The 22,522-nt window shown below is 51.1% G+C and carries 20 protein-coding genes; 8 read left to right on the top strand and 12 right to left on the bottom strand.

The window, feature by feature from the left end:
- Positions 1 to 106 precede the first annotated feature (106 nt).
- Entirely contained in the window at positions 107 to 1,369 is a 1,263-nt protein-coding gene (locus tag AC4GL5_RS15115; protein WP_490383631.1) for a D-amino acid dehydrogenase, read from the top strand.
- A gap of 17 nt (positions 1,370 to 1,386) precedes the next feature.
- On the opposite strand, the gene AC4GL5_RS15110 is transcribed toward AC4GL5_RS15115, so the two are convergent.
- Complete coding sequence (locus AC4GL5_RS15110; protein WP_490383630.1) at positions 1,387 to 2,034, bottom strand: class I SAM-dependent methyltransferase; 648 nt, start codon at positions 2,032 to 2,034, stop codon at positions 1,387 to 1,389.
- A gap of 12 nt (positions 2,035 to 2,046) precedes the next feature.
- Positions 2,047 to 2,541: a hypothetical protein gene (locus tag AC4GL5_RS15105; protein ID WP_490383629.1), complete on the bottom strand. Its 495-nt coding sequence runs from the start codon at positions 2,539 to 2,541 to the stop codon at positions 2,047 to 2,049.
- A 224-nt stretch (positions 2,542 to 2,765) separates the two neighbouring features.
- Between AC4GL5_RS15105 and AC4GL5_RS15100 the strand changes: the two genes are divergently transcribed.
- A complete protein-coding gene (locus tag AC4GL5_RS15100) occupies positions 2,766 to 3,206 on the top strand; it encodes a universal stress protein (RefSeq protein ID WP_490383628.1) in 441 nt (146 codons plus the stop codon).
- A gap of 162 nt (positions 3,207 to 3,368) precedes the next feature.
- Here AC4GL5_RS15100 and uup read toward each other — a convergent pair whose 3' ends face one another.
- Positions 3,369 to 5,309 carry an ATP-binding cassette ATPase Uup gene (gene uup / locus AC4GL5_RS15095; protein ID WP_490383627.1) on the bottom strand — a complete coding sequence of 647 codons (1,941 nt, stop codon included), beginning with the start codon at positions 5,307 to 5,309 and terminating at the stop codon, positions 3,369 to 3,371.
- Between the two features lie 150 nt (positions 5,310 to 5,459).
- On the opposite strand from uup, the gene AC4GL5_RS15090 reads away from it, so the two are divergent.
- Both AC4GL5_RS15090 and AC4GL5_RS15085 read left to right on the top strand, forming a co-directional pair.
- Positions 5,460 to 5,927: a DUF1499 domain-containing protein gene (locus tag AC4GL5_RS15090; protein WP_490383626.1), complete on the top strand. Its 468-nt coding sequence runs from the start codon at positions 5,460 to 5,462 to the stop codon at positions 5,925 to 5,927.
- A 326-nt stretch (positions 5,928 to 6,253) separates the two neighbouring features.
- The gene (locus AC4GL5_RS15085; RefSeq protein ID WP_490383625.1) at positions 6,254 to 6,976 is read left to right on the top strand and encodes a hypothetical protein; all 723 of its coding nucleotides are present in this window, start codon (positions 6,254 to 6,256) and stop codon (positions 6,974 to 6,976) included.
- Positions 6,977 to 7,082: 106 nt separating this feature from the next.
- On the opposite strand, the gene AC4GL5_RS15080 is transcribed toward AC4GL5_RS15085, so the two are convergent.
- From AC4GL5_RS15080 to AC4GL5_RS15045, 8 genes are all read right to left on the bottom strand, one after another.
- On the bottom strand, positions 7,083 to 7,826 hold the full coding sequence (locus AC4GL5_RS15080) for a type 1 glutamine amidotransferase (RefSeq protein ID WP_490383624.1): 744 nt from the start codon (positions 7,824 to 7,826) through the stop codon (positions 7,083 to 7,085).
- 39 nt (positions 7,827 to 7,865) lie between these two features.
- Entirely contained in the window at positions 7,866 to 9,902 is a 2,037-nt protein-coding gene (locus AC4GL5_RS15075) for a methyl-accepting chemotaxis protein (RefSeq protein WP_490383623.1), read from the bottom strand.
- 194 nt (positions 9,903 to 10,096) lie between these two features.
- On the bottom strand, positions 10,097 to 10,825 hold the full coding sequence (locus tag AC4GL5_RS15070) for a glutamine amidotransferase-related protein (RefSeq protein ID WP_490383622.1): 729 nt from the start codon (positions 10,823 to 10,825) through the stop codon (positions 10,097 to 10,099).
- A 249-nt stretch (positions 10,826 to 11,074) separates the two neighbouring features.
- Positions 11,075 to 11,893, bottom strand: a complete 819-nt coding sequence (locus AC4GL5_RS15065) for an ABC transporter permease subunit (RefSeq protein WP_490383621.1) — start codon at positions 11,891 to 11,893, stop codon at positions 11,075 to 11,077.
- A complete protein-coding gene (locus AC4GL5_RS15060) occupies positions 11,893 to 12,846 on the bottom strand; it encodes an ABC transporter permease subunit (protein ID WP_490383620.1) in 954 nt (317 codons plus the stop codon). Before AC4GL5_RS15060 ends, AC4GL5_RS15065 begins: the two co-directional genes overlap by 1 nt.
- Positions 12,843 to 14,009 (bottom strand): ABC transporter ATP-binding protein, encoded by a 1,167-nt coding sequence (locus tag AC4GL5_RS15055; RefSeq protein ID WP_490383619.1) that lies wholly within the window; start codon positions 14,007 to 14,009, stop codon positions 12,843 to 12,845. Before AC4GL5_RS15055 ends, AC4GL5_RS15060 begins: the two co-directional genes overlap by 4 nt.
- Positions 14,010 to 14,079: 70 nt before the next feature.
- Positions 14,080 to 15,171 carry a polyamine ABC transporter substrate-binding protein gene (locus AC4GL5_RS15050; RefSeq protein WP_490383618.1) on the bottom strand — a complete coding sequence of 364 codons (1,092 nt, stop codon included), beginning with the start codon at positions 15,169 to 15,171 and terminating at the stop codon, positions 14,080 to 14,082.
- Between the two features lie 206 nt (positions 15,172 to 15,377).
- Entirely contained in the window at positions 15,378 to 16,751 is a 1,374-nt protein-coding gene (locus AC4GL5_RS15045; protein ID WP_490383617.1) for a glutamine synthetase family protein, read from the bottom strand.
- A 446-nt stretch (positions 16,752 to 17,197) separates the two neighbouring features.
- Here AC4GL5_RS15045 and AC4GL5_RS15040 point away from each other — a divergent pair, with 446 nt between their 5' ends.
- The 3 genes from AC4GL5_RS15040 to AC4GL5_RS15030 all read left to right on the top strand — a co-directional run bounded on the left by AC4GL5_RS15040 (position 17,198) and on the right by AC4GL5_RS15030 (position 21,014).
- Complete coding sequence (locus AC4GL5_RS15040; protein WP_490383616.1) at positions 17,198 to 17,914, top strand: GntR family transcriptional regulator; 717 nt, start codon at positions 17,198 to 17,200, stop codon at positions 17,912 to 17,914.
- A 635-nt stretch (positions 17,915 to 18,549) separates the two neighbouring features.
- Positions 18,550 to 19,926, top strand: coding sequence for an aspartate aminotransferase family protein (locus tag AC4GL5_RS15035; protein ID WP_490383615.1), 1,377 nt, complete (start codon positions 18,550 to 18,552; stop codon positions 19,924 to 19,926).
- A 281-nt stretch (positions 19,927 to 20,207) separates the two neighbouring features.
- On the top strand, positions 20,208 to 21,014 hold the full coding sequence (locus tag AC4GL5_RS15030) for a LuxR C-terminal-related transcriptional regulator (protein ID WP_490383614.1): 807 nt from the start codon (positions 20,208 to 20,210) through the stop codon (positions 21,012 to 21,014).
- Positions 21,015 to 21,136: 122 nt separating this feature from the next.
- Here AC4GL5_RS15030 and AC4GL5_RS15025 read toward each other — a convergent pair whose 3' ends face one another.
- Positions 21,137 to 22,072, bottom strand: a complete 936-nt coding sequence (locus AC4GL5_RS15025) for a GlxA family transcriptional regulator (RefSeq protein ID WP_490383613.1) — start codon at positions 22,070 to 22,072, stop codon at positions 21,137 to 21,139.
- A 174-nt stretch (positions 22,073 to 22,246) separates the two neighbouring features.
- On the opposite strand from AC4GL5_RS15025, the gene AC4GL5_RS15020 reads away from it, so the two are divergent.
- The coding region (locus AC4GL5_RS15020) for an isochorismatase family protein (RefSeq protein ID WP_490383612.1) at positions 22,247 to 22,522 on the top strand (276 nt) is incomplete at its 3' end.

The raw sequence follows: 22,522 nt of genomic DNA, 5'->3' as shown, positions 1-22,522 counted from the left end.
TTCTTTTACCCGCTTACGCTTTAGATTCAAACGCTCACTTTAACGGGGCAAAAAAGTCTACACTGGTGAAAAGACTCGATTTTATCCGTTGCGAGGGAAAAGCCTTATGTATGACAGTATCGTATTAGGAAGCGGCGTTATCGGAGTTAATACCGCGTATTGGCTTGCGAAAGCGGGACATAAGGTTCTTGTTGTTGACCGTCAGCCCATACCGGGAAATGAAACCTCATTCGCCAATGGGGGGCAGATTGCCGTTAGTCATGCGGAACCCTGGGCGAAACCTTCAGCACCTTTTTCCGTTATCCGCGATCTGTTAAGAGATGATGCACCTCTGCTTTTCCGCCCCGGCGTTGATGTTCAGCAATGGCGTTGGCTGGGTAGTTGGCTGGCACAGTGCACCCCAGGACAATGGCGTCATAACCTGCAGGAAGCGATGCGTCTGTCCGCTTATTCACAGGAATTAACCCGTCAGGTTCAGGAAGAACATCAGCTGAATTATCAGCAAAAGCGTCTGGGAGTGTTACACCTCTATCGCAACCACAGAGCTCTTGAAGTGAGCCAGAAAAGTGTTGAACAGATGCAAGCCTTTGGCTGTAACCGGCGAATCATATCCACTGAAGAAGCGTTTAATATTGAACCAACCCTGCGCCTGAGCAATAAAAAAATTGTCGGTGCGACCTATACCGAAACGGACGAATCCGGTGACGCCAGAGCCTACTGTCAGCAGCTGACAGAGATATGTAAAAGCTTGGGGGTAGAGTTCGCCATGAACACTCACATCATGCAACTGGTCCGGGAAGGCCGCCGAATCCATGTTCGCGTTAATGGTGAGCTGGGCAATCGCCATCTGACGGCTAACCATGTGATTGTCTGCATGGGCCCCTGGTCGGCAAGAATTCTGCGCCCTTTAAAGATCTGGCCCAATATCTACCCAATTAAAGGTTACTCTATTTCAGTTCCTCTGGAGCATCCGGACAATGCACCCAATGTCAGTCTGACAGATGAGGCTAATAAGTTGGTCTTCAGCCGACTGGGAGATGAATTGCGGGTAGCTGGAACGGGTGAACTGGGGGGCTATTCCCGTGAACTGAATGTGAAACGCTGCGACCGGGTGCTGGAACATGCCCGAAACCTTTTTCCAAAAGCAGGGGGGTTCGATCAGGCCCGATTCTGGACAGGGTTAAGACCTGCGACCCCCTCCGGCCTGCCCTGTATCCGAAAAACCCGGTTTGATAACCTCTGGATCAATAGCGGCCACAATCTCGGCTGGACGATGGGGTGTGGCTCAGGAAAATATCTGGCCGATATGATCTGCAATGGTGATGCCACCGAATATGACCGATATGAGCTGCCTCAGCTATCCTGCTAAGGCTTTCGCTAACCGGATCAGAATGAACGATAAAAACGGATTGAGGAGAACTCGTAGGGTTCTCCTAATTCCGGGAGAGTATTCGCTGTAAAGGTATCCGCCAATTGGTAACGGGGATGACTGAAATCCTTCACCCGTGAATCCGCTACCCACACTTCAGGGGCAAAGCGAAAAAAAGTGTCCAGCCAGGGCAGATTTTCCCGGTCGTATAAGACGTCAGCAGCAATCAGAAGGTCAGCACTCATCTCAGGCAGTGCCAGCAGATCACCCGCAACCTGATATGAGACATTATTCAGCACGGCATTCTCTTCACAGGCCTGTCGGGAGACAGGGTCAATATCACAGGCGATCACATCCGCACCCACCATGCTGGCTGCCACCGCGACAATACCGGAACCAGCACCAAAATCGATAACCCGTTTTCCCGCCAGCGCTTCAGGATTCTGAATAATATAACGAGCCAAAGCCAGACCACTGCCCCAACAGAACCCCCAATAAGGAGCATGTTCAAGAATGGCAATCACTTCATCCGGTGTAAAAGCCCGATCAACGGGTTCCGGATCAACCAACCATAGCTTTAACGGTTCTGCCTCCGGCAATGGCATTACTTTCACCCGTGCCGAAGGCAGCATCTCTTGAAGTGCAGCATTCAATTTTTGCGACATAAACGAATCCGCTCAGACCTTCAGCGCTGTCAGTTGCGTAGCCAGTGCTTCCACTTGCTCAGGTGTCCCATTCTCTCGCCACCAGAGCGTGAGAGCTGCGGTTCCTGCTTCAAAAATCAGCGAATCCTGCGGTAACTCGGGCAAGAGCTGTTTCAGACGCTGCTCTTGCTCAGAGTTTAAAGCCGGAGACGCCGGCTCTAACCATACCCATCCCGGAATAAACTCATCGCCCCGGTAATGGATCTCTTCTTTATCGAGACGAGCACAGTGACCTAAACGGAAGCGGTGCGCTGATTGCTTATCAGCCGCCTCGCGCATCACGCGATAGGCTGTGGCATGAGTTTTAGTCCCCAAAAGTTCAAACTGTTCCAAACGCACCTTGATACCGGCATGCAACGCCAGCTTACGCAGGTGCATCTGATAACGCTGCCGTTTAGACGGCACAATCCACGCAATAGGACTGAGAACAGCCGCAAAAATCAGAACGACAATAAGCCAGGTACTCATGAAACACCTCAATGGGGTCTGTGAAATAAGGTCGGTAAAAAACCGATAATTAGGGTCGATCAGAACAATTAAAAAACGACGGCATCAAGGGGAAAAGATTGTAAGATGACCCACGCCAACGCAGTGTAGCTGATCGGATTGTTAATTGAATTGCGGCCTATACTAATCGATAGACAAGGGATAAAGTACAGTCAGATAAGGATTTTTTAGCAAGGGGATAGAAAATGAGTCAATACAAACACGTACTGATCGCGGTAGACCTGACAGATGAATCCGGACAGGTGATCGAAAAAGGTCAGGCTATTGCCGAACGTAACAACGCCAACATCAGCCTGATTCATGCTTTAGAGCCTCTGGGCTTTGCTTATGGTGGTGATATTCCTATGGACCTGACCACCATTCAGGAACAACTGGAACAGCATGCTAAAGACAAACTGGCGGAGCTGGCTGCTCCCCTGAATATCCCTCAGGAACAGCAACACATTCTGGTGGGTGTGCCGGACAGCGAAATTCACCGCATGGCAAAAGAACAGGGTGTTGACCTGATTGTTGTCGGCAGCCATGGTCGCCACGGCCTGTCACTGCTGCTGGGCTCAACCTCCACAGGCGTTCTGCACGGTGCCAAGTGTGACGTTCTGGCGGTTCGCATTCAGGAAGAGAAATAAGTTCCGGGGCTGAGATAAGCCAAACCTGAACACCTGAAAGCAAATAACCCGCGATAACAAATAACCCGCGATAACATAGCTTATCACGGGTTATTTTTTACCTGCGGTGTAAGAAGCGTCACCACCTGCCTGAGAGGCAAGCGTAACGTACTAAAAAGACGTTTAGTCTTCCTCTTTCATCGCTTCCAGCTCGACCCAACGATCCATTGCGGTTTCCAGCTCAGACTCTTTGTGCTGCAACTTATCCAGGGTTTTAGCTACCTTGGCCGGATCGCCCTGATAGAAGGCGCCATCACCGGTAATGGTGTGCAGCTCTTCAAGTTCCGCTTCCAGTTTCTCAATCACACCCGGCAGCTGATCCAGCTCGCGCTGCAGCTTATAACTCAGCTTCTTACCTTTCGGTGCAGGTTTTTCAGCGGGCTTCGCAGGCTCAGCTTTTGCAGGAGCTTCGGCCGTAGCCTCGGTTTTCAGCGTATCACTGTCATTCCCGTCACCACCGGCTGACTCAGGTGGGAATTTGCCGCCCTGACGCACCCAGTCGCTGTAGCCACCCACATACTCTTTAACCAGACCATCACCTTCAAAAGCGAAGACACTGGTGACCACGTTATCCATAAAGGCACGGTCGTGGCTGACCAGAAAAACGGTGCCGTCAAAGTTAGCGATCAGTTCTTCCAGCAGCTCTAGGGTTTCCACGTCCAGGTCGTTGGTCGGCTCATCCAGTACCAGCATATTTGCGGGTTTGGTGAACAGCTTCGCCAGAAGCAGACGGTTACACTCACCACCGGATAAAGCTTTCACCGGCGTACGGGCACGCCCCGGGCTGAACAGGAAATCCTGCAGATAGCTCATCACATGCTTATCACGACCACCGATCGTAATACTGGTCTGACCTGCAGCGACGTTATCCATCACGCTTTTCTCAGGCTCCAGCTGGGCACGCAACTGATCAAAGTAAGCCACTTCCAGCTTTGAGCCCATTTTCAGGTTGCCGCTTTGTGGCTCCAGCTGCCCCAGAAACAGTTTCAGCAGGGTACTTTTACCGGCACCATTGCGCCCCAGAAGACCAATACGATCCCCCCGGATAACACGGGTGGTCAGGTTGCGGATAATAGGTTTATTACCCCAGCTGTAGGACACATCTTCCAGCTCCGCCACCAGCTTGCCGGAGGAATCGGCTTTATCCAGCGTGATATTGGCGGTTCCCTGACGCTCCCGGCGCTGTGAGCGCTCTTTCCGCAGATCCTGCAAGGCACGAACCCGACCTTCGTTACGGGTACGACGGGCTTTGATCCCCTGACGAATCCAGGCTTCTTCCTGAGCCAGCTTCTTATCAAACTCGGCGTTCTGACGCTCCTCGACTTCAAGCATATGCTCTTTGTGCTCAAGGAAGCTGGGATAATTACCTTCCCAGATCGTCAGCTGACCACGATCCAGCTCAACGATTCGGGTCGCCAGTTTCTGCAGGAATGCCCGGTCGTGGGTGATAAAGAGCACGGCACCACGGAACTCACTCACCTGCTGTTCCAGCCAGGCGATGGTTTCAATATCCAGATGGTTGGTCGGCTCATCCAGTAGCAGCAGATCCGGCTCGCTCACCAGAGCCCGCGCCAGAGCAACCCGGCGACGCCAGCCACCGGACAGAGACTTCATCGGTGTGTCAGCAGGCAGATTCAGCCGGGAAATGATCGATTCAACACGCTGAGTCAACGCCCAGCCATCTTTGCTTTCCAGCTCATGCTGCAGATGTTCCAGCTTTTTAAGGTCATCATCACCAACGATGTTCATCACCAGATGATGATAATCCCGGATCAGCTGACCAACACCGGGAATACCATCGGCAATGATGTCGAATACGGTATCGTCACCGGCTACCGGCAGATCCTGTGCTAACTGGCCGATTTTCAGCCCTGGCTGAACCCAAAGAGAACCGGAGTCTAAAGTCTGTTCACCGGAAACCAGTTTCAGCATGGTAGACTTGCCTGCACCATTGCGGCCAACCACGCAAATTCTCTCGCCTTTGCTGATCACCACAGAGGCTTCATCCAGCAAGGCATGATGACCAAATGCAATACTGACTTTTTCTAATCTAACTAACGCCATGAAATGCCTGTAAAAAAACTTGGAATTATCTGTAAAAAACGGATCCGATGTTGAGGTATCCACCTAAAACTTGCTACTTTAAACAGTTGTATCAGGATGATCAGACAGGAAGCCCGAATGATTTCTTTTCCTCAAATAAGACAAACTGTTATGTTGGGAACTATTATCGCCTTTTTAACGGGCTGTATGCACGATATTCCGAAGTTGGGCGTAGAAAACAACCGCCTGAAGCCGTGCCCGGATACGCCCAACTGCGTTGCCTCTCATCCGGATACTCCGGAAAGTCAGAAAGTACCTCCAATTCTTTATACTGCAGAACAATCTCTGGCGTATGACCAGATGGAAGCCCTGCTCTCGGAGCGTGAGGATGCCATTGTCGTAACCCGAGAGCATGCGCATTATCTCAGAGCAGACTTCCGTACTCCCCTTATGGGCTTTATTGACGATGTTGAATTTTATTTTCAGGTACCTGGTGTTATTGCCGTTCGATCAGCTTCACGGGTAGGCTACTCAGATCTGGGAACCAACCGCCGCCGTATCGAAGAGATACGTAAAATCTTTAGTGAACGTATGGCGAAACCCATCATTGAAAATAAGCTACCGATACAGACAGACTAATTTTTCAATATATTGAAAAAACCAATGGAGCCTGAAAATTAATGCGTTGAACCTCTGGAAGGATATCTGTTAAACCTAAACAACCAAGAGCTATCCGGAGATATTAACTTGAGTTTAAGCACTTCAATACACACTTTTCTCTTTAGGTTGCACTTCCCTACACAGTCTTTACAAAACCCCAACATTCGATTTATTCACCTGTGCTTAAATTGAATCTCTATTCATTCTCTTTATAAAACGCTCAGGAATCGCACGGCAGTTTTCGGCTGCGACGAAGACAGGATGTCGCAACGTCCGATTCCGACTTGGAAAACGAGGAAAACACCATGACGACTTTGTTCTCACTATTGCGCTCTCTGCTTCTGATCGCTTTGATGGCAACGGGTATGGTGATGCTGGCTAATAACGCTCAGGCAGGTGCTGAAAGTGCCACAGCTTTTTATTCTCAAAGCGCGGACCCACTGGAAACCGAAGCCAACCGCCTTCGCGAACAGACTGAAAAAGCCCTGCAACTGCACCAACAACTACTGCACAACAAGATCGAAACCCGCGAAGCCTTTCACGGCGAACTCTACCAGCTGACCACCGCTGAAAAATTCACACAGGATATTCTCAACCCGGCCCGCTTCCGAATCGGCATTCCATCCAAGCGGGGAATCGAGGCTGATCAGTACCCAGCGATTATGATCTCCCTGACCAAAGACGCACCCAAAAACACCCGCTCGGCAGAGATTCGCGATCTGGTACGCAGTGAAAATCGCCGCTACGAAGAGGTGCTGAAAGACAACGAGAAGGCCTTCGAAGAGGTTCAGGAGCTGCTGGCCTACGTTAAAGACCTGCGCGAACAGATCAACATGAGCCGCACCGGCAAAGAAGCCAAACGTAAGTACGAGATTTACCTGCGCCGCCTGTCCAGCGCCAAGGCTCAGTATTACACTGCCCTGAATGAGTTTTGTGTGGCGGCAGCACAGGCCGAGTTTAACGGCCTTACCGGCAAACGCCTGATTCCCGGCGGCTCACCGTTTCAGCTGAGTGCTGCGGGTAGTTAATCTTCACAAGTCACCAGCTTTAAACTAAAACGCCAGCTAACTGTTAAAAACAGAAGCTGGCGTTTTCGGTTTGTGCTGTCTGAAACAGTAACAATAAAGAATCGACCTAACGGTTTACCGCCTGCTGAATAAAGCGGGCGATCCACTGCCCTGCCTGAGTATCATCCAGCGCATCTTCCGCAAGGCCGTTAAGGGCGGGTTGCAGTTCGTCATCTGGGAAAACCACACCCAGATCGGCCCGCAGCAGATCATTCTCATACTGGCGATGAAACTCGGGGTGTCCCTGAAACGTCAGGATATGATCGCCCCAGACAAGACCTGCATTGGCGCAGCGTGGCGCGCTGGCAAATACCCGGCAGTCTTTAGGAATATCCAGCACCTGATCCTGATGGATGGCGTTAATGGCAAACTGGGTGACCGGCTGATCACTGTTAGCATCACCAGCTGAAAAGCATGGCAGCTGCTCGGTGACCTGATACTGTTTGATACCCAGATTCCAGCCGCCATCAAACTTCTCTACCCGTCCGCCAAGGGCTTCAGCGATGATCTGATGACCAAAGCAGATACCGACTAACGGGCGTTTCTCGTCGTGCAGGGTTCGGATCAGAACCCTCAGGGGCTCCATCCATGGCAGATCATCATAAACCCCGTGCGCAGAACCGGTAATCAGCCAGGCATCACATTCATCCGGACGGATCGGAAACTCACCATCGATCACGGAATAATGACGATAACTAAAGGTCACATCCGACCGATTCAGCAGCTGCTCAAACAGGTCGGCAAAGGTGCCATGCTGCTCCAGCAAAGACGCCGGGCCGGTATCAGTGATCAAAATACCCAAGGTGATCATGTGTGGGGCTTTCCTTATGATGATGATCTTGTCTCAATTCTATACTTTAAAGCGTGCGGTCAGTGCGGCCAGATTGTCCGACAGTGTAAGCAGGCGCTCACTCTGATGGGACGAACGCTCTGCCCCATCGGTGGTCTGAGTGGTGATGCTATGAATCTCAGTCAAGCTGTGACTAATATCCGCCACGGTGCTGCTTTGCTGGTCGGTAGCTGTGGCGACCTGCGCATTCATCTGACTCATCGAGTGTACGCTATCACTTACCTGATGCAGCGCCTCAAGACTGGTATTCAGCTGGTGACTGTACTGTGTCGCCTCTTCGCTGCAACCGGACAGGGTGCTGGCTGCTTTCTGAGCCCCTTCCTGCAGGCGCAGAATAATATTTTCGATCTCGCCCACGGATTCCTGTGTTCGGGATGCCAGCGAGCGTACCTCATCGGCCACCACAGCAAAACCACGACCTGCTTCACCGGCACGGGCAGCCTCGATAGCAGCGTTAAGCGCCAATAAGTTAGTCTGCTCGGCCACAGAGCGAATCACATCGATCACATCACTGATGCCGTCGCTGCGCTCTTTAAGATCGGCTACTTGCTGCATCGACACCTGAACCTGATCCGCCAGATGCGCAATCGCCTGACGACTCTCTTCCAGATCATGGTGACTGGCGTGCAGTACCTCTTCCGCCTGATGAGCACTCTGCCGGGTCTGTTCAGCGTGCTCAGCCACTTCTCGGGCGCTGGCTTCCATTTGGCTTGCGGTCGCCGCTAAACGGTTGGTTTGCGTGCTTTGTTGTTCCGCTCCGGTGAGGGTTTGCTCACCAATGGTCTGACTGATTTGGGCGGCCTCATGTACCGACTGAACGGTATGACTGATCTGATCCACCAGATCGTGCAGATGCTGGGCCAGCGTGTTCGTGCTCACCGCAACCTGAGTGATCTCATCGTTACCCTCAACAGGGACACGGGTTGTCAGGTCGCCCTCTGCGATCTGACCGATAGCCCCCACCAGACGGGCCAGGGCATTCTTCAGATAACGGATCAGGCGGATGCCAAGCACCAGAGACAGCAACATAGCGGCCAGTGCGCCGATGACAATAATGCTTTTGCCCTGATCCAGAGTATCCAGAGTGCTTTGAGTCGCGGTATTCGACTGAGTTTTAGCCGTCTCAACAAAGGTAGCGATCTGCTGCTCACTTTGGGCAACAAGCTGTTCAATTTGGGAGAGAAGCTGCTCTGACTTTTCCATCGCCTTCAGTGCAGCCAGATGCTGCTGCAGGCTAAGCTCCGGCTTGATCAGCTGAGCTTTATACGGTTGCCAGGTTTCATTCAGAATTTCTGCAACCTCCTGATCCAGCGCCGGTGTTTTGGCAATCGCTTTATCGATCGATTCCAGCTTACGTGCCACTTCGTCAGCTTCCGCCTTAGCAGATGAGTAATCTGCCATCTGAAACAGATCACGGATGCCACTGTTCATAAAGGCGATATCATCGCGAATCGGCTTTAACAGTGACAGGTACTCGTAACGGAACTCTTCGAACAGCAGATCTTCAAGGGTGTAGCCCATCTCAGACGAGAGGTATTTGAAGTCGCTACTCTGAGCGTCAACGCGCTCCAGCCCCTGATGATAGGTTACCTGAGCCTGCACCATTTGAGCCGCGAGCCGGAAAATCTCGGCGCTTAATTGTTCCGCATCATCCACACCTTGTACGCCCAGTTGTTTCAGCTGGCCGAAGTCCTGTTCAAACTCTTGTCCCAGAGCACTCAGGCGTTTCTCAATAGTGGCTTTATCCGCCTGCTGCCCGGAAAGAAGCTGAAGCAGCAGATACTTGGCCTCTGCCAGATTCCCCCGCAGGTTGCCACTGAGATAAACCCGAGGTGACGCTTTATTTACGACGACTCCCACATCACGCCCCACAGAATTAAAGCTGTAGTAGGCGCTGGCTGATGTCAGCATAAACAGCAGAAGAATCAGGCCCAGCGTCAGAGTGATTCGCTGGCTGACCGAAAGAGATGCAAAGCGGGACAAGCCACGATTATCAGCAGAAGAAGGTGTCGATGCCAGAGATGCGGTAACGGGCATAATCTTTACCTCGTGCAGCGATGGCGCTGCCCAGAATAGGTTTACCGACAACGGGTGTCGGTTCGTTATTATTGGTCGTCAGTTTTAAAAGAGGTGGGCGGTAACCGCCTTATTAAGGCGCATGTACAGGACACGCGCCTCTGTACAGATCGGTTATGCAGCCGTTGCAGTCCGGCTACATAACCTGTCCTTGATCAGGCCTTAGGAGCACGCTGAGTCAGAAAATCAGCCATCCAGTGAGCAACCATCACAGAATCCGTCTCGGCGTCTTTTTCATTAACCGTTGCCAGGCCCAGTTCAGCCGTCTGATCAGGAATCACATCCCCACGACGCAGCGCGATCAGCTGATTTTCATAGCTGATATTAAACTCAGGATGCGCCTGGAAGGTCATAATACGGTCGTCATACACCAGACCGGCATAGCTGCAGAAATCAGACGTTGCAAACACTTCCGCATTATCCGGCTTGGTCAGCACCTGATCCTGATGCATCGCGCTGATGCAGAAGGATGATGGTGCACCCTTGAGGAAATCAAACGCTGGCTTTAATTCATAGCTGTGCAAGCCCACGCCCCAACCGCCCGGGTACTTATCAACCCGTCCGCCAAAGGCATCGGCCACAATCTGATGGCCAAAGCAGATACCCACTAAAGGACGCTCTGTACGGTGAATCTCCAGCACCAACTCTTTCAGCTGCTGCATCCAGGGTAGGTTCTGGTAAACATTAAATTTAGAGCCGGTAATGATCCAGCCGTCACACTCGGTTGCGCTACCGGGGAAATGACCATCACGCACATCATAAACCTGATATTCAAAGTGATGTCCGGACTGCTGAAACAGCTGAACAAACATGTCCGCGTAGGAACCATAATCGTTGATTAACTCATCTGGCGTAATACCGGTCGCCAAAATACCAATTTTCATTTTAAGCACCTGTTGCGCTGTTTAATGTCATAAAACACAGCAAAAGAGTTTTAACTCTAATAAGAAGCGTTAAAACGCTACCATCCGCCGGGTATCTATGATCAGAACCGGGAATGTCTGATAAAAAAGTAATACGAAAATTTAATGATGAAAAAAGTCTTGTCTGCCGGATCAGTTCAGCCCGATCCGGCAGCACGACTCTTCGTTAAATCACAGAAACCGCCATCGATTATCCGGCAGAAACCGCTATCAGTTATCCGGCTGAGCCAATAAACGTGCCTGACGGCGCATCTGGTACATGGCACCGATCACACCCAGCGCGACCACCAGAATCATCAGGGTTGCCAGTGCGTTCACCTCTGGTGTTACCCCTAAGCGTACTTTGGAGAAGATCACCATCGGCAGAGTACTGTTACCCGGACCGGAAACGAAGCTGGCGATCACCAGGTCGTCCAATGACAGGGTAAACGACAGCAACCAACCGGAGATAATCGCCGGCGAGATCAGCGGCAGGGTCACCAGGAAGAACAGTGAAGATGGCTTAGCACCCAGATCCATCGCCGCTTCTTCCAGAGACTCATCCATTGAGGACAAACGAGCCTGCACGATCACCGCCACATACGCCATACAGAAGGTGGTATGAGCAATAATAATGGTGCCCGTGCCACGACCTGCCGGCCAACCAAAGGCCGCTTCCATCGCCACAAACAGCAGGAGCAGCGACAGACCTGTGATCACTTCCGGCATCACCAGAGGTGCTGAGATCCAGCCTGACAGAATCATCTTGCCGCGGAACGGCCCGAAACGACTCAGGACAAAGCCCGCCATGGTGCCCAGTACCACCGCCAGACAGGCGGTGATAAAGGCGATCTTAAAGCTGAGCAGTGCTGCATCGATAATCTGATCGTTGTTGAACAGCTCGGCATACCATTTCAGGGACCAGCCCCCCCAAACCGTTACCAGTTTGGAGGCGTTAAAGCTGTAAACGATCAGGGCGATAATCGGAGCGTACAGAAAGAGAAAGCCCAGACCCGCACTTGTATTCAGAAATAGTGAACGGCGCTTCATTATACGGCCCCCTCTTTGCCCTGACTGTTACGGATCAGCATGATCGGCAACACCAGAATAATCAGCATTACAACGGCTACGGCAGATGCCATTGGCCAGTCACGGTTCAGGAAGAACTCGTCCCAGAGTACGCGGCCAATCATCAGGGTATCGGAACCGCCCAACAGAGCCGGAATCACAAACTCACCCACCGCTGGGATAAATACCAGCAGACAGCCCGCAATCACACCCGGCATCGCCATGGGTAACGTAATCAGGAAGAAACTCTGATAAGGACGTGCGCCCAGATCTTCTGCCGCTTCCAGCAGGGTCATATCCATTTTTTCCAGAGCGCTGTACAGCGGCAGCACCATGAAAGGCAGGTAGGTATAAACGATACCGATATAAACGGCGAAGTCGGTCTGCATCATCACCAGTGGCTGATCGATCAGCCCCATACTCATCAGGGTTTCATTGATCAGACCGTTCTTTTTCAGCAGCCCCATCCAGGCGTATACACGCAGCAGGAAAGAGGTCCAGAACGGCAGAATCACCAACGCCAACAGCAAAGCTCGGGTTGAACCTTCGCTACGGGCCATGAGGTAGGCGATCGGAAATGCCACCAGCAGAGTAAAAAATGTTGAGATGGCTGCTACCTTAATCGAACTCAGATAGGCGCTGAGGTAGAAGTCATCTTCAAACAGGAACAGATAATTGCTCAGACTGAGCTTTAACGTGACGTAAGCTTCTTCAAGGTTCCAGTCCAGAATCGGTGTATAAGGCGGAACCGCAATGGCCGCCTCAGACAGAGAGATTTTGAACACCACAACAAACGGGATGAAGAAGAAGATTGCCAACCAGAGATACGGTACAGAGACCACCGAGAAGCGGCCCCAGTTCACCCGGCTGAAGAAGTTGTACTTCGTCATCTTCCCGTAGGAATCATTGATCCACGCAATCTTGGAAGTACTCATGACGTTAACACCACGCAGCTGTCCATATCCCACGACAGAAAGACTTTGTCGTCCCAGGTAAAGCGGCCACCGGATTCACGGTTGGTATTGGGCTGGGTGACACGGACCTCTTTGCCGCTGGCCAGTTTCACTTTAAAGACTGACAGGCTGCCCATGTAAGCGATATCCAGAATGGTACCTTCCAGACAGTTGTACGCCTGATCCGGGCGGATTTCACTGACGCGAATCTTCTCAGGGCGTACCGCCACGTGAACTTCCTGATTTGGCGCGCAACTGATGCCGTGATTCACACAAAGTTCAGCACCGGCTTCCGCCGAGGTCACACACACTGTATCCGGCTCATCAACGGTTACCTGACCTTCGAACAGGTTCACCGAGCCGATAAATTGCGCCACAAAACGGCTGTTCGGGTATTCGTAAACATCCTGAGGCTCATCGGTTTGTACGATAACACCGTGATTCATCACACCGATGCGGGAGGCCAGGGTCATCGCCTCTTCCTGATCGTGGGTTACCACCACAAAGGTGACACCCAGCTCATCCTGAATATTGATCAGTTCGAACTGCGTTTCTTCACGCAGCTTTTTGTCCAGAGCGCCCAGTGGCTCATCAAGTAGTAACAGTTTAGGGCGCTTGATCAGAGAGCGGGCTAACGCCACACGCTGACGCTGACCACCGGACAGTTGATTCGGTTTGCGCTTGCCCAGATGCCCCAGCTGAACCAGCTCCAGCATTTCGGCAACGCGTTTTTTAACTTCAGCACCACGAATACCTTCACGCTTCAGACCGAAAGCGATGTTCTCTGCAACGGTAAGGTGAGGGAAGAGTGCATAAGACTGAAACATCATATTAACCGGGCGGTTCCACGGCTGAATACCTGCCATGTCGACACCGTCGATCAGGATGCGGCCACTGGTCGGCGCTTCAAAACCCGCCAACATACGCAGCAACGTACTCTTGCCGGAGCCAGAGCCACCCAGAAGGCAGAAGAGTTCATTCTTGTAGATATCCAGCGAGATGTTGTCTACCGCGGTAAAATCGTCGAATTTTTTTGTAATGTTTTCGATCTGAACAAAGGGCTTAGCATCCGTTTTCCAGCTGGATACCTTGGTAGCGGCTTGTTCACTGATTTGGCTAGGATCTATATGTTGCGGAGAAGTCATAAAACACTCGACTCTTTTAGTATTGTTATTGTTCAAGGCCCTCCGCCCTTAGGCAGAGGGCCTCTGACCTTTACCGGCCTGTTTTGATATTGACCCAGGTACGGGTTAACAGACGGTCAAATCTTGCAGTGTGTGCTTTCTGGGCAAACAGCTTGGCTTTAACAGCGTCAGAAGGATAGATTCCAGGATTGGAGATCACATCTTCGTTCAACAGAGGCTCAGCTGCCTTGTTAGCAACGGCGTAGTAAACGTAGTTAGAAATACCAGCAGCCGTTTCCGCTTTCAGAACATAATCAATAAATTGGTGTGCAGCATCCGGATGCGGTGCATCAGAAGGAATCGCCATCAGGTCGAACCAGATCAGCGTACCCTCTTTCGGGATAGCGTAACCGATGTTGACACCCTGACCGGCCTCTTCAGCGCGGCCCTGGGCCTGCAGAATGTCGCCGTTGTAGCCCAGCGCGACGCAGATATCGCCATTAGCCAGATCTGAAATGTATTTACCGGAGTGGAAATACTTGTAGTCGCCACGAACTTTTTCCAGCACTTCAGCCCCTTTTTTCAGGTCTTTCTTGCTTTCAGAGTTCGGATCAAGACCCGCGTAGTTCAGCGCGATAGACATCACCTCAGCAGGCGAGTCCAGCACACCGATACCGCAATCTTTCAGTTTGGCGGTAACTTCCGGATCGAAGATCAGATCCAGCGTATCGAACTCCATATCACCCAGACGGGCTTTTACCGCATCAACGTTATAACCCAGACCAATGGTTCCCCAAGCGTAAGGTATGTTGTGCAGGTTACCTTCGTCATGCTTGGAAACTTTCTCAGCCAGAGCTGTATCCAGATTACCCAGATTGCTCAGCTTGGATTTGTCGATTTTCTGGTAGATACCCGCCTGCAGCTGACGCTCCAGGAAAGCACCCGTAGGAATTACCAGGTCATAACCGGAACCACCTGCCATCAACTTGGCTTCCAGAACCTCATTGCTGTCATAAACATCGTAGTTAACCTTGATACCCGTTTCTTTTTCGAATCGGGTGATCGCTTCCGGCTCGATATAGTCGGACCAGTTATAGATGTTCAGCACTTTGTCGCTGGCAACTGCGTTACCGGCAAGAAGCGCAGAGCATACGGACAGGGTAAGGGCTTTTTTTATTGTCATGTTCAGTTCCTCTGAAGGCACGTCCGATCAAGGTGTCGTGCATTATTTTTCTAGTGTGGATTGTGGGTTAATTCATTCTTTTTCCTAAGTTTTCCAGTGAAGAGGCCTAGTCAGCCTCTCCGTCTGAATCCATTCGCCGCAGCCCGCATCAACAGACATGACCAGACGATTTAATTCGCTAACAGCCTGGCAACCGACATAACCGGTTACAGGTATGCCTCATACTCCACATCGGAAATACGGCTCTGAATCTTGCGCTGCTCCTGCTCTTTAGCCGCAGAGTAAACCCGAACAAAAGATTCACCCATATACTCTTTCAGCACTTCACTCTCTTTCAGTGCTTCAGTGGCATCATCCCAACGGGTTGGCAGGCGAGGCAGATCACGCTCTTCCGCTTCGGCATAAGCATCACCTTCAATGGCAGAAGGTGGCTGCAGTTTGTTTTCAATGCCGTAAAGGGCACCGGCCAGAACAGAAGCCAGCACCAGGTATGGGTTCGCATCTGCACCGGATACACGGTGCTCAATACGACGGGCAACCGGCTCACTTTCCGGTACACGCAGCGCAACGGTACGGTTCTCGTAACCCCAGCTGGCAAACGTTGGCGCGTGGGCACCCGCGGCAAAACGACGGTAGGAGTTCAGGTGTGGAGCAAAAACCAACATGCTGTCCGCCATGGTCTCCATCAGACCGGCAATGGCGTGACGCAGCAGCTCAGAACCTTCATCAGTGCCATCGTTAAACACGTTATTACCATCCTGATCGATCAGGCTGAAATGCACATGGAAGCCGTTACCGCTTTTATCGGCATAAGGCTTAGCCATAAAGGTCGCACCGTAACCGTGCTTGCGGGCCACACCTTTTACCAGACGCTTAAACAGGGTGGCGTGGTCACCAGCCAGAGCCGGATCAGCGACGTGCATCAGGTTAATTTCAAACTGGCCGGGGCCTAATTCAGAAATAATGGTGTCTGCCGGAATACCCTGCTCTTCGCAGGCGCTGCGCACTTCAGCAAAGAAGGAGGACAGGCCGTCCATCTCTTCGATGGAGTAGCAGTCTGTCTCATAGAGACGACGACCATGACCTTCAGCCAGAACCGGAGGCTCAGGAATACGATTCTCTTCTGAAGCACCATCCAGCAGATAAAATTCAAGCTCAGTCGCCATAACAGGCGTCAGTCCCATCTTGGCAAAGCGCTCAACAATACTCAGCAGAATCTGGCGGGGGTCCGCATCAAATGGCTGACCATCGGCATCAAACATCATGGCCAGAATCTGGCTGCGGGCATCATCCGCCCAAGGAACATTAATAGGTGACGGGTGAACCGGCATACAAACACCGTCACTGTCACCGGTTTCAAAAACCAGGCCATTTTCCAGAACGTCATCACCCCAGTTATCAAAACCGATGACAGAGCGCGGCAGCTTGACGCCTTCTTTAAAAACCTTTTTCAACGCATTACCCGGCATGCGCTTACCGCGCAGGTTGCCGTTAAGATCAGTAATAAACAGATCGAATTCGTTGTTTTCAGTACTTGAGCTATCAAGGCGTTTGTTATCGCCATTAAAATTTACGGACATTTTTTTATCTCTCTTATAAAACTTTTTCGAAACGCTGCCGGTGATGGGCCCACCACGCCCTGAAGGTCATCCGACTTAAATAAACTCAGCTTAGCTACCCCCTGATACCAGCCTATTCGTTAAGGCAGTGTGACCCGTATCAGGTAAACATTATTTATTTGTGATCACATTTCGAGTTAATGATATGATCACAAATAAATAACCCGGTCAATCAATCCGATTAAAGATTTTTTCCTGCACCAATTTGGTGATCACAAACCCGGGATTGCACCATTTTTGTGACATTGTTGCCCTTTTAAAACAGAGACTTAAAGCGCTTTTGAATCTGCGGGACAAATGCAGGAAAAATGTCCAAACTGAAACTTAAAATGACAACGCAATCAATCAGCTCTATCCAAACAACAACAAACAGAGTCATGAACAAAACGGGATCAGGCGACCAAATAATGGACAAAAAATCACCGATACAAATTACATTAACCAAGCGCGACGACGCTGTAACTATCACCCAGTGGGTATATAGCACTTTACGTAACGCTGTCATGAACGGCCAGATACTGCCTGGCCGTGCGCTGACCATCCGGGAACTGGCCAGCATACTGGATGTCAGCCCTATGCCGATCCGCGAAGCCCTGCGCCAGCTGGCAGCGGAAAACGCACTGGAAATTCAGGGCAACCGACGCGTCATCGTGCCTAAGATGACCGCAATGAAATTCAGCGAACTCTGCGAAGCCCGTATTAATCTGGAATCCCACGCTGCCGGACGCGCCCTGCCTTACATCGATAATGACAAGCTGGCAGAGCTGATCGCACTGGATAAAGAGATCGACGAAGCCCAGGATAAAGGCGATCTGGAACAGATCACGATTCGTAATCAACGCTTCCACCGCTGCCTTTACACAGCAAACCCTCACCAGGTTACCCTGCCTTTGATTGAGAGTTTATGGCTGCAACTGGGCCCTTTTATGAAGCTGGCTAACTCCCGCCTTAAAGAGCACTACACCATTGACCGCCACAACGAAGCCCTTGAAGCCATCACAAAAAAAGATGCTCTGGCCCTGCAGATGGCGATCGCCTCCGACATCCGGGAAGGTTTTGCTTTTGCCGGCACACCGGAACTGCTCTACAACTTTATTGAACAGGCCGGTACAAGCGCCCTTTAATAAGGCATGTCTTAATAATGCTCTTTGTGCCCGTGGCCTCCTGATCAGGCCAACTGAACCGCATCAAGCCGACCACACAGGTACGGCTTGATGCTCCTTAGCACAACCTTTTGGCCGTCCTCTTAATCAATAAAAACCCATATAAATCATAATGTTAGAAAAACGCTTACGTCATCATCTCACACTTGCCTAGATTCTCGTATTTCTTTAACACCCGAACGGATCAACCGAGATAACCCAATAAAACCATTTTGTGATCACATTAAAGAAAAGAACTTAAGGGAAAATCCGCCCGAAAACTCAACAAACCATCCCTGACATCACAAACCTTCAAATTTCACTCCATATTTTTACTTAACAAAATCATACAGTTAACAAGAAATCCTTATTTTGTGATCAAAAAACGCACCCAGATTATTTGACTTTTCTTTTTTGTGATCACAAAATACATCCAAGCTTATTAAGTCACCTTCGGCTTAAAACCGAAAACTGATCACAAAATATGCTTTGGTAATCAGTATTCACTGACTCAAACATGATCGCGCTAGCTTATTCGTAAGTTCGAAAGCTCAGATAAACAGAACCGGCCGCTACCGTCGGATTCGGTTTCAGCGCAACAACCAGAGGATTAGCAAATGGCTGCTGAAAACAACAACACCCTAGAGTGGCAGGCACTGGACGCGAAACACCACCTGCACCCATTTACCGATACCGGTGCTCTGAACAAAAAAGGCGCCCGCGTTATCACTAAGGCTGAAGGTGTTTACCTGTGGGACAGCGAAGGCCAGAAGATTCTGGACGGCATGGCCGGCCTTTGGTGTGTGAATATGGGTTATGGTCGTCAGGAACTGATCGACGCTGCTTACGAGCAGATGAAAACTCTGCCGTTTTACAACACCTTCTTCCAGACGACACACCTGCCGGCGGCTAAACTGGCTCAGGCGATTGCAGAAGTGACCCCGGGTGATCTGAACCGTATCTTCTTTGCCAACTCAGGTTCAGAGGCAATTGATACCATCATCCGTATGGTGCGCACCTACTGGGCGACTCAGGGCAAGCCTTACAAAAACATTCTGATTGGCCGTGAAAATGGCTACCACGGTAGTACGCTCGGTGGCGCCAGCCTTGGCGGTATGAGCGGTATGCACAAACAGGGCATTCCTATGGTGGGCGGCATTGAACATATCCGCCAGCCATACTGGTACGGTGAAGGCGAAGATATGACCGAAGAGGAGTTCGGTCTGGCCTGCGCTAAAGCACTGGAAGAACGTATTCTTAAGGTTGGCCCCGACAATGTCGCTGCCTTTATCGGTGAACCGATTCAGGGCGCGGGCGGCGTTATCATGGCTCCGGCAAACTACTGGTCAGAGATTCAGAAGATCTGTAAGAAGTACGACATTCTGCTGGTTGCTGATGAGGTGATCTGTGGCTTTGGTCGTACCGGCAGCTGGTTCGGTAGCCAGACACTGGATATCAAACCGGATCTGATCTCTATGGCGAAAGGCCTGTCTTCCGGTTATCTGCCGATCTCTGCAGTTGCAGTGGGTGATCGTGTGGCCAAGGCTCTGGACGAGATGGGTGAAGACTTTAACCATGGCTTCACCTACTCCGGTCATCCGGCAGCAGCAGCGGTTGCTCTGGCTAACATCGAACTGATGAAGAAAGAGAACATCGTTGAGTATGTCGCTAACGATATTGGCCCATATCTGCAGAACAAACTCCGTGAGACCCTGGAAGATCATCCTCTGGTCGGCCACATCAACGGTGTGGGTCTGATCGCAGGTTTTGCCCTGGTGAAAGACAAGGCGACTAAAGAGCTGTTCCCGTCTGATATTGATGTTGGTTATATCTGTCGTGAGCACTGCTTCAACAACGGCCTGATCATCCGTGCCGTTGGCAGCCGTATGGTGATGTCACCGCCACTGGTGATCACTCATGCTGAAGTTGATGAGCTGTGTGAAAAGGCAAAACTGTGTCTGGATCTGACACTGGAATCCCTAAGCCAGCTGTAACCCAATGAATCAGGCCGCCCAAAGGGGCGGCCTGATTTCTGATCTCAATCAACGGACGCACAACCCGCTGGCTAACGCCAAACACAGCTTAAAACCATAAAAACGATCTGAATCGGTAACACCCAAACCCAAATCCAAACCCATAAAACAACAATAAAACCATGCAATTAATCCAACCAAACCGGATAATCAGAAGCAGGTTTCTCTCAGCGACAACGCCTGACAGCCAAATACAGTCCGCCCCCACATTACCCACTGCTGCCACCGGAGCGACATCTCCCATGCAAACCAAAAATCATCCGGAGCTTATCAGCACACCCTGCGCAAGGGATATTGCCTCGTTAATCAACCACATCAAAGTACCCAGTTTTATGCCGGTACTGGAAGAGGTGCTGAGTCATCACTGTAATTTCGACACCATCCTGGTGGTGACTTATAAAAAATCCTTCAAACCCATTATTCTGCATCCTAAAGACCCGGCAGAGCATAGCCCGACACTGAAAGCTTATATCGAAAAAGCCTACATTCTTGATCCCCTGTTCAACAGCATCAGTGACGGTATGGGGGCCAACGTCTCCCGTCTGGTGGATATTGCCCCTGACTCCTTTGATCAGACCGAGTATTACCAATCCTGCTATCGTAAGTTTGATCTGGTGGATGAGGTCAATCTGACCATTCCTCTCAGCCAGCACACCACCTGTGCCATCGCTCTGGGCCGAAAAACCGCACTGGGCACCATCACCCGTGCCGAGCTGAACCGCCTGAAGAGTATCTTCCCAGTGATTGAAGCCCTGGTACAACAGTTCTGGCAGGCGCAATCCGGCGAATTTGTGAAGTATGAGAAATCAGAAGGCCCGATCAAACAGGCGCTGAAAACCTTTGCCAGCGGTGTGCTGACCCAGCGTGAGCAGGAGATTCTGGGACTGATCCTGCAGGGCCACTCTTCCAAGGCGATAGCAGATATTCTCAGCATTAGTGTTGGTACGGTGAAGGTCCACCGTAAGAACATTCACGGCCGTCTGAATACCTCTACTCAGTCCGAGATCTTTACCCTCTTCCTGAGCCACCTGAACAGCCTGGAAAGTTAGAACATAGAAAGTCAGAGCATAGAAAGTTAACCCTTCTTTTCTCGTTCAGGTCTAAAAAAGCGCACCCATTTAGTGCGCTTTTTTTATCCCTGCCGATGGGATATTCCACGGAGTCGATAAAACTACTCCCGAAATCGCTGCCGGAACTCCCCCGGTGTCAGCCCCATAATACGCACGAAGAGTTTACGGCAGGCTCCGGCATCCTCGTAACCAACCTCCCGGGCGATGGTTTCAAAGGGAACACGACTCTCTTCCAGCAGATCACAGGCTTTCTGAATGGCGTAACGCTGCAGATAGCTTTTCGGTTTGTGTCCGGTGGCTTTTTCAAAGCGGCGCAAAAAGGTGCGCTCCCCCAGATGCACCCATCCCGCTAACGCCGCGACGGAAGGCAGCGCCGGAAACAGGGATTCGATCTGTTTCTGGGCATTCGCAATCACCTCATCCCCGTGGCTCAGATCCGGTCGGAAGCGCCGATAGAAACTTTGTGCCCTCTGACCGGTATCCACCACCAGATATTTACCCAGCATGGGGACAACACCGGGATCGGTAAAACGGGAGATCACCTCAAAGCCAAGATCCAGCCATGACATCATGCCCCCAGCGGTCAGCACCCGCCCCTCATCCACCAGAATCTGATCCAGATCGAGCTGCACCTCCGGATACTGCCTGCGAAAAAGCGGCTCAAATGCCCAGTGAGTGGTGGCTCGCTTACCGTCCAACAGTCCTGTGGCGGCAAGAATAAAACTACCGGCACATGCCGAGCAGATCAGGCTCTCGGCATCGGCCTGCTGCCTGATCCAGTCGGTCAGCGCTGGGGGCGGTTCACGATAAAACTCACTCCGCTGCCCCGGCGGCAGAATCACCACCGGATACTTTTTTGTAAGTAACGCGTCACTGACACTAAATCCCTGATCCTCAAAAGTGATCAACTGAGGTTCAAAACAAACCGCCTGCCCCAACTCACCAGCAACACGATTGGCCAGAATAAACATCTCCTCCAGCCCATAAACGGCGGACTTGAGACTGTCAGGGTAAACAATAATGGCAACGGATATCACGATGACTCCTAATATTCAGCAGGGCAGCAGCTAAGATTGGCTGAAGGGTACAATGTCATATTTAACCTTAAATTTGTCAATTCAGACACTAATCAGGGCTTAACCTGCCATTTAAACTGCACCTATCACATCAGTAACCGCACTGATCACGTTAACGATAGCGAGGAGAACGATATGTCTGAACAGGCACTTTTGGTGATTGACCCGCAGAACGATTACTTCCCGGAGGGTAAGTACCCACTCTGGAACACGGAGGTGGTACTGGAAAAGATGAAGCAGGCGATCAAAACCGCCAACGAGAAATCGATTCCGGTGATTCTGATCCGTCACGAAGGCAACGAAAACAGCCCTTTCTTTAACCCCGGCACCGAAGGCGCGGCAGTCCACAAAGAGATCGCGGCTCTGGCACTGGACGCAGGCCCTGCTCATCGGCGGGCTGGCCCTGAGCGG

This window comes from Oceanospirillum sp. (genome assembly GCF_982874595.1).
This window is presented reverse-complemented; position numbering and strand designations above follow the sequence as displayed.

Coding starts and splice junctions, on each gene's coding strand:
- AC4GL5_RS15085 (WP_490383625.1), top strand. CDS start 6,254: ATGACGACTTTGTTCTCACTATTGCGCTCTCTGCTTCTGATCGCTTTG.
- uup (WP_490383627.1), bottom strand. CDS start 5,309: ATGGCGTTAGTTAGATTAGAAAAAGTCAGTATTGCATTTGGTCATCAT.
- AC4GL5_RS15090 (WP_490383626.1), top strand. CDS start 5,460: ATGTTGGGAACTATTATCGCCTTTTTAACGGGCTGTATGCACGATATT.
- AC4GL5_RS15060 (WP_490383620.1), bottom strand. CDS start 12,846: ATGAGTACTTCCAAGATTGCGTGGATCAATGATTCCTACGGGAAGATG.
- AC4GL5_RS15105 (WP_490383629.1), bottom strand. CDS start 2,541: ATGAGTACCTGGCTTATTGTCGTTCTGATTTTTGCGGCTGTTCTCAGT.
- AC4GL5_RS15040 (WP_490383616.1), top strand. CDS start 17,198: ATGGACAAAAAATCACCGATACAAATTACATTAACCAAGCGCGACGAC.
- AC4GL5_RS15100 (WP_490383628.1), top strand. CDS start 2,766: ATGAGTCAATACAAACACGTACTGATCGCGGTAGACCTGACAGATGAA.
- AC4GL5_RS15045 (WP_490383617.1), bottom strand. CDS start 16,751: ATGTCCGTAAATTTTAATGGCGATAACAAACGCCTTGATAGCTCAAGT.
- AC4GL5_RS15110 (WP_490383630.1), bottom strand. CDS start 2,034: ATGTCGCAAAAATTGAATGCTGCACTTCAAGAGATGCTGCCTTCGGCA.
- AC4GL5_RS15055 (WP_490383619.1), bottom strand. CDS start 14,009: ATGACTTCTCCGCAACATATAGATCCTAGCCAAATCAGTGAACAAGCC.
- AC4GL5_RS15080 (WP_490383624.1), bottom strand. CDS start 7,826: ATGATCACCTTGGGTATTTTGATCACTGATACCGGCCCGGCGTCTTTG.
- AC4GL5_RS15050 (WP_490383618.1), bottom strand. CDS start 15,171: ATGACAATAAAAAAAGCCCTTACCCTGTCCGTATGCTCTGCGCTTCTT.
- AC4GL5_RS15070 (WP_490383622.1), bottom strand. CDS start 10,825: ATGAAAATTGGTATTTTGGCGACCGGTATTACGCCAGATGAGTTAATC.
- AC4GL5_RS15030 (WP_490383614.1), top strand. CDS start 20,208: ATGCAAACCAAAAATCATCCGGAGCTTATCAGCACACCCTGCGCAAGG.
- AC4GL5_RS15065 (WP_490383621.1), bottom strand. CDS start 11,893: ATGAAGCGCCGTTCACTATTTCTGAATACAAGTGCGGGTCTGGGCTTT.
- AC4GL5_RS15075 (WP_490383623.1), bottom strand. CDS start 9,902: ATGCCCGTTACCGCATCTCTGGCATCGACACCTTCTTCTGCTGATAAT.
- AC4GL5_RS15035 (WP_490383615.1), top strand. CDS start 18,550: ATGGCTGCTGAAAACAACAACACCCTAGAGTGGCAGGCACTGGACGCG.
- AC4GL5_RS15115 (WP_490383631.1), top strand. CDS start 107: ATGTATGACAGTATCGTATTAGGAAGCGGCGTTATCGGAGTTAATACC.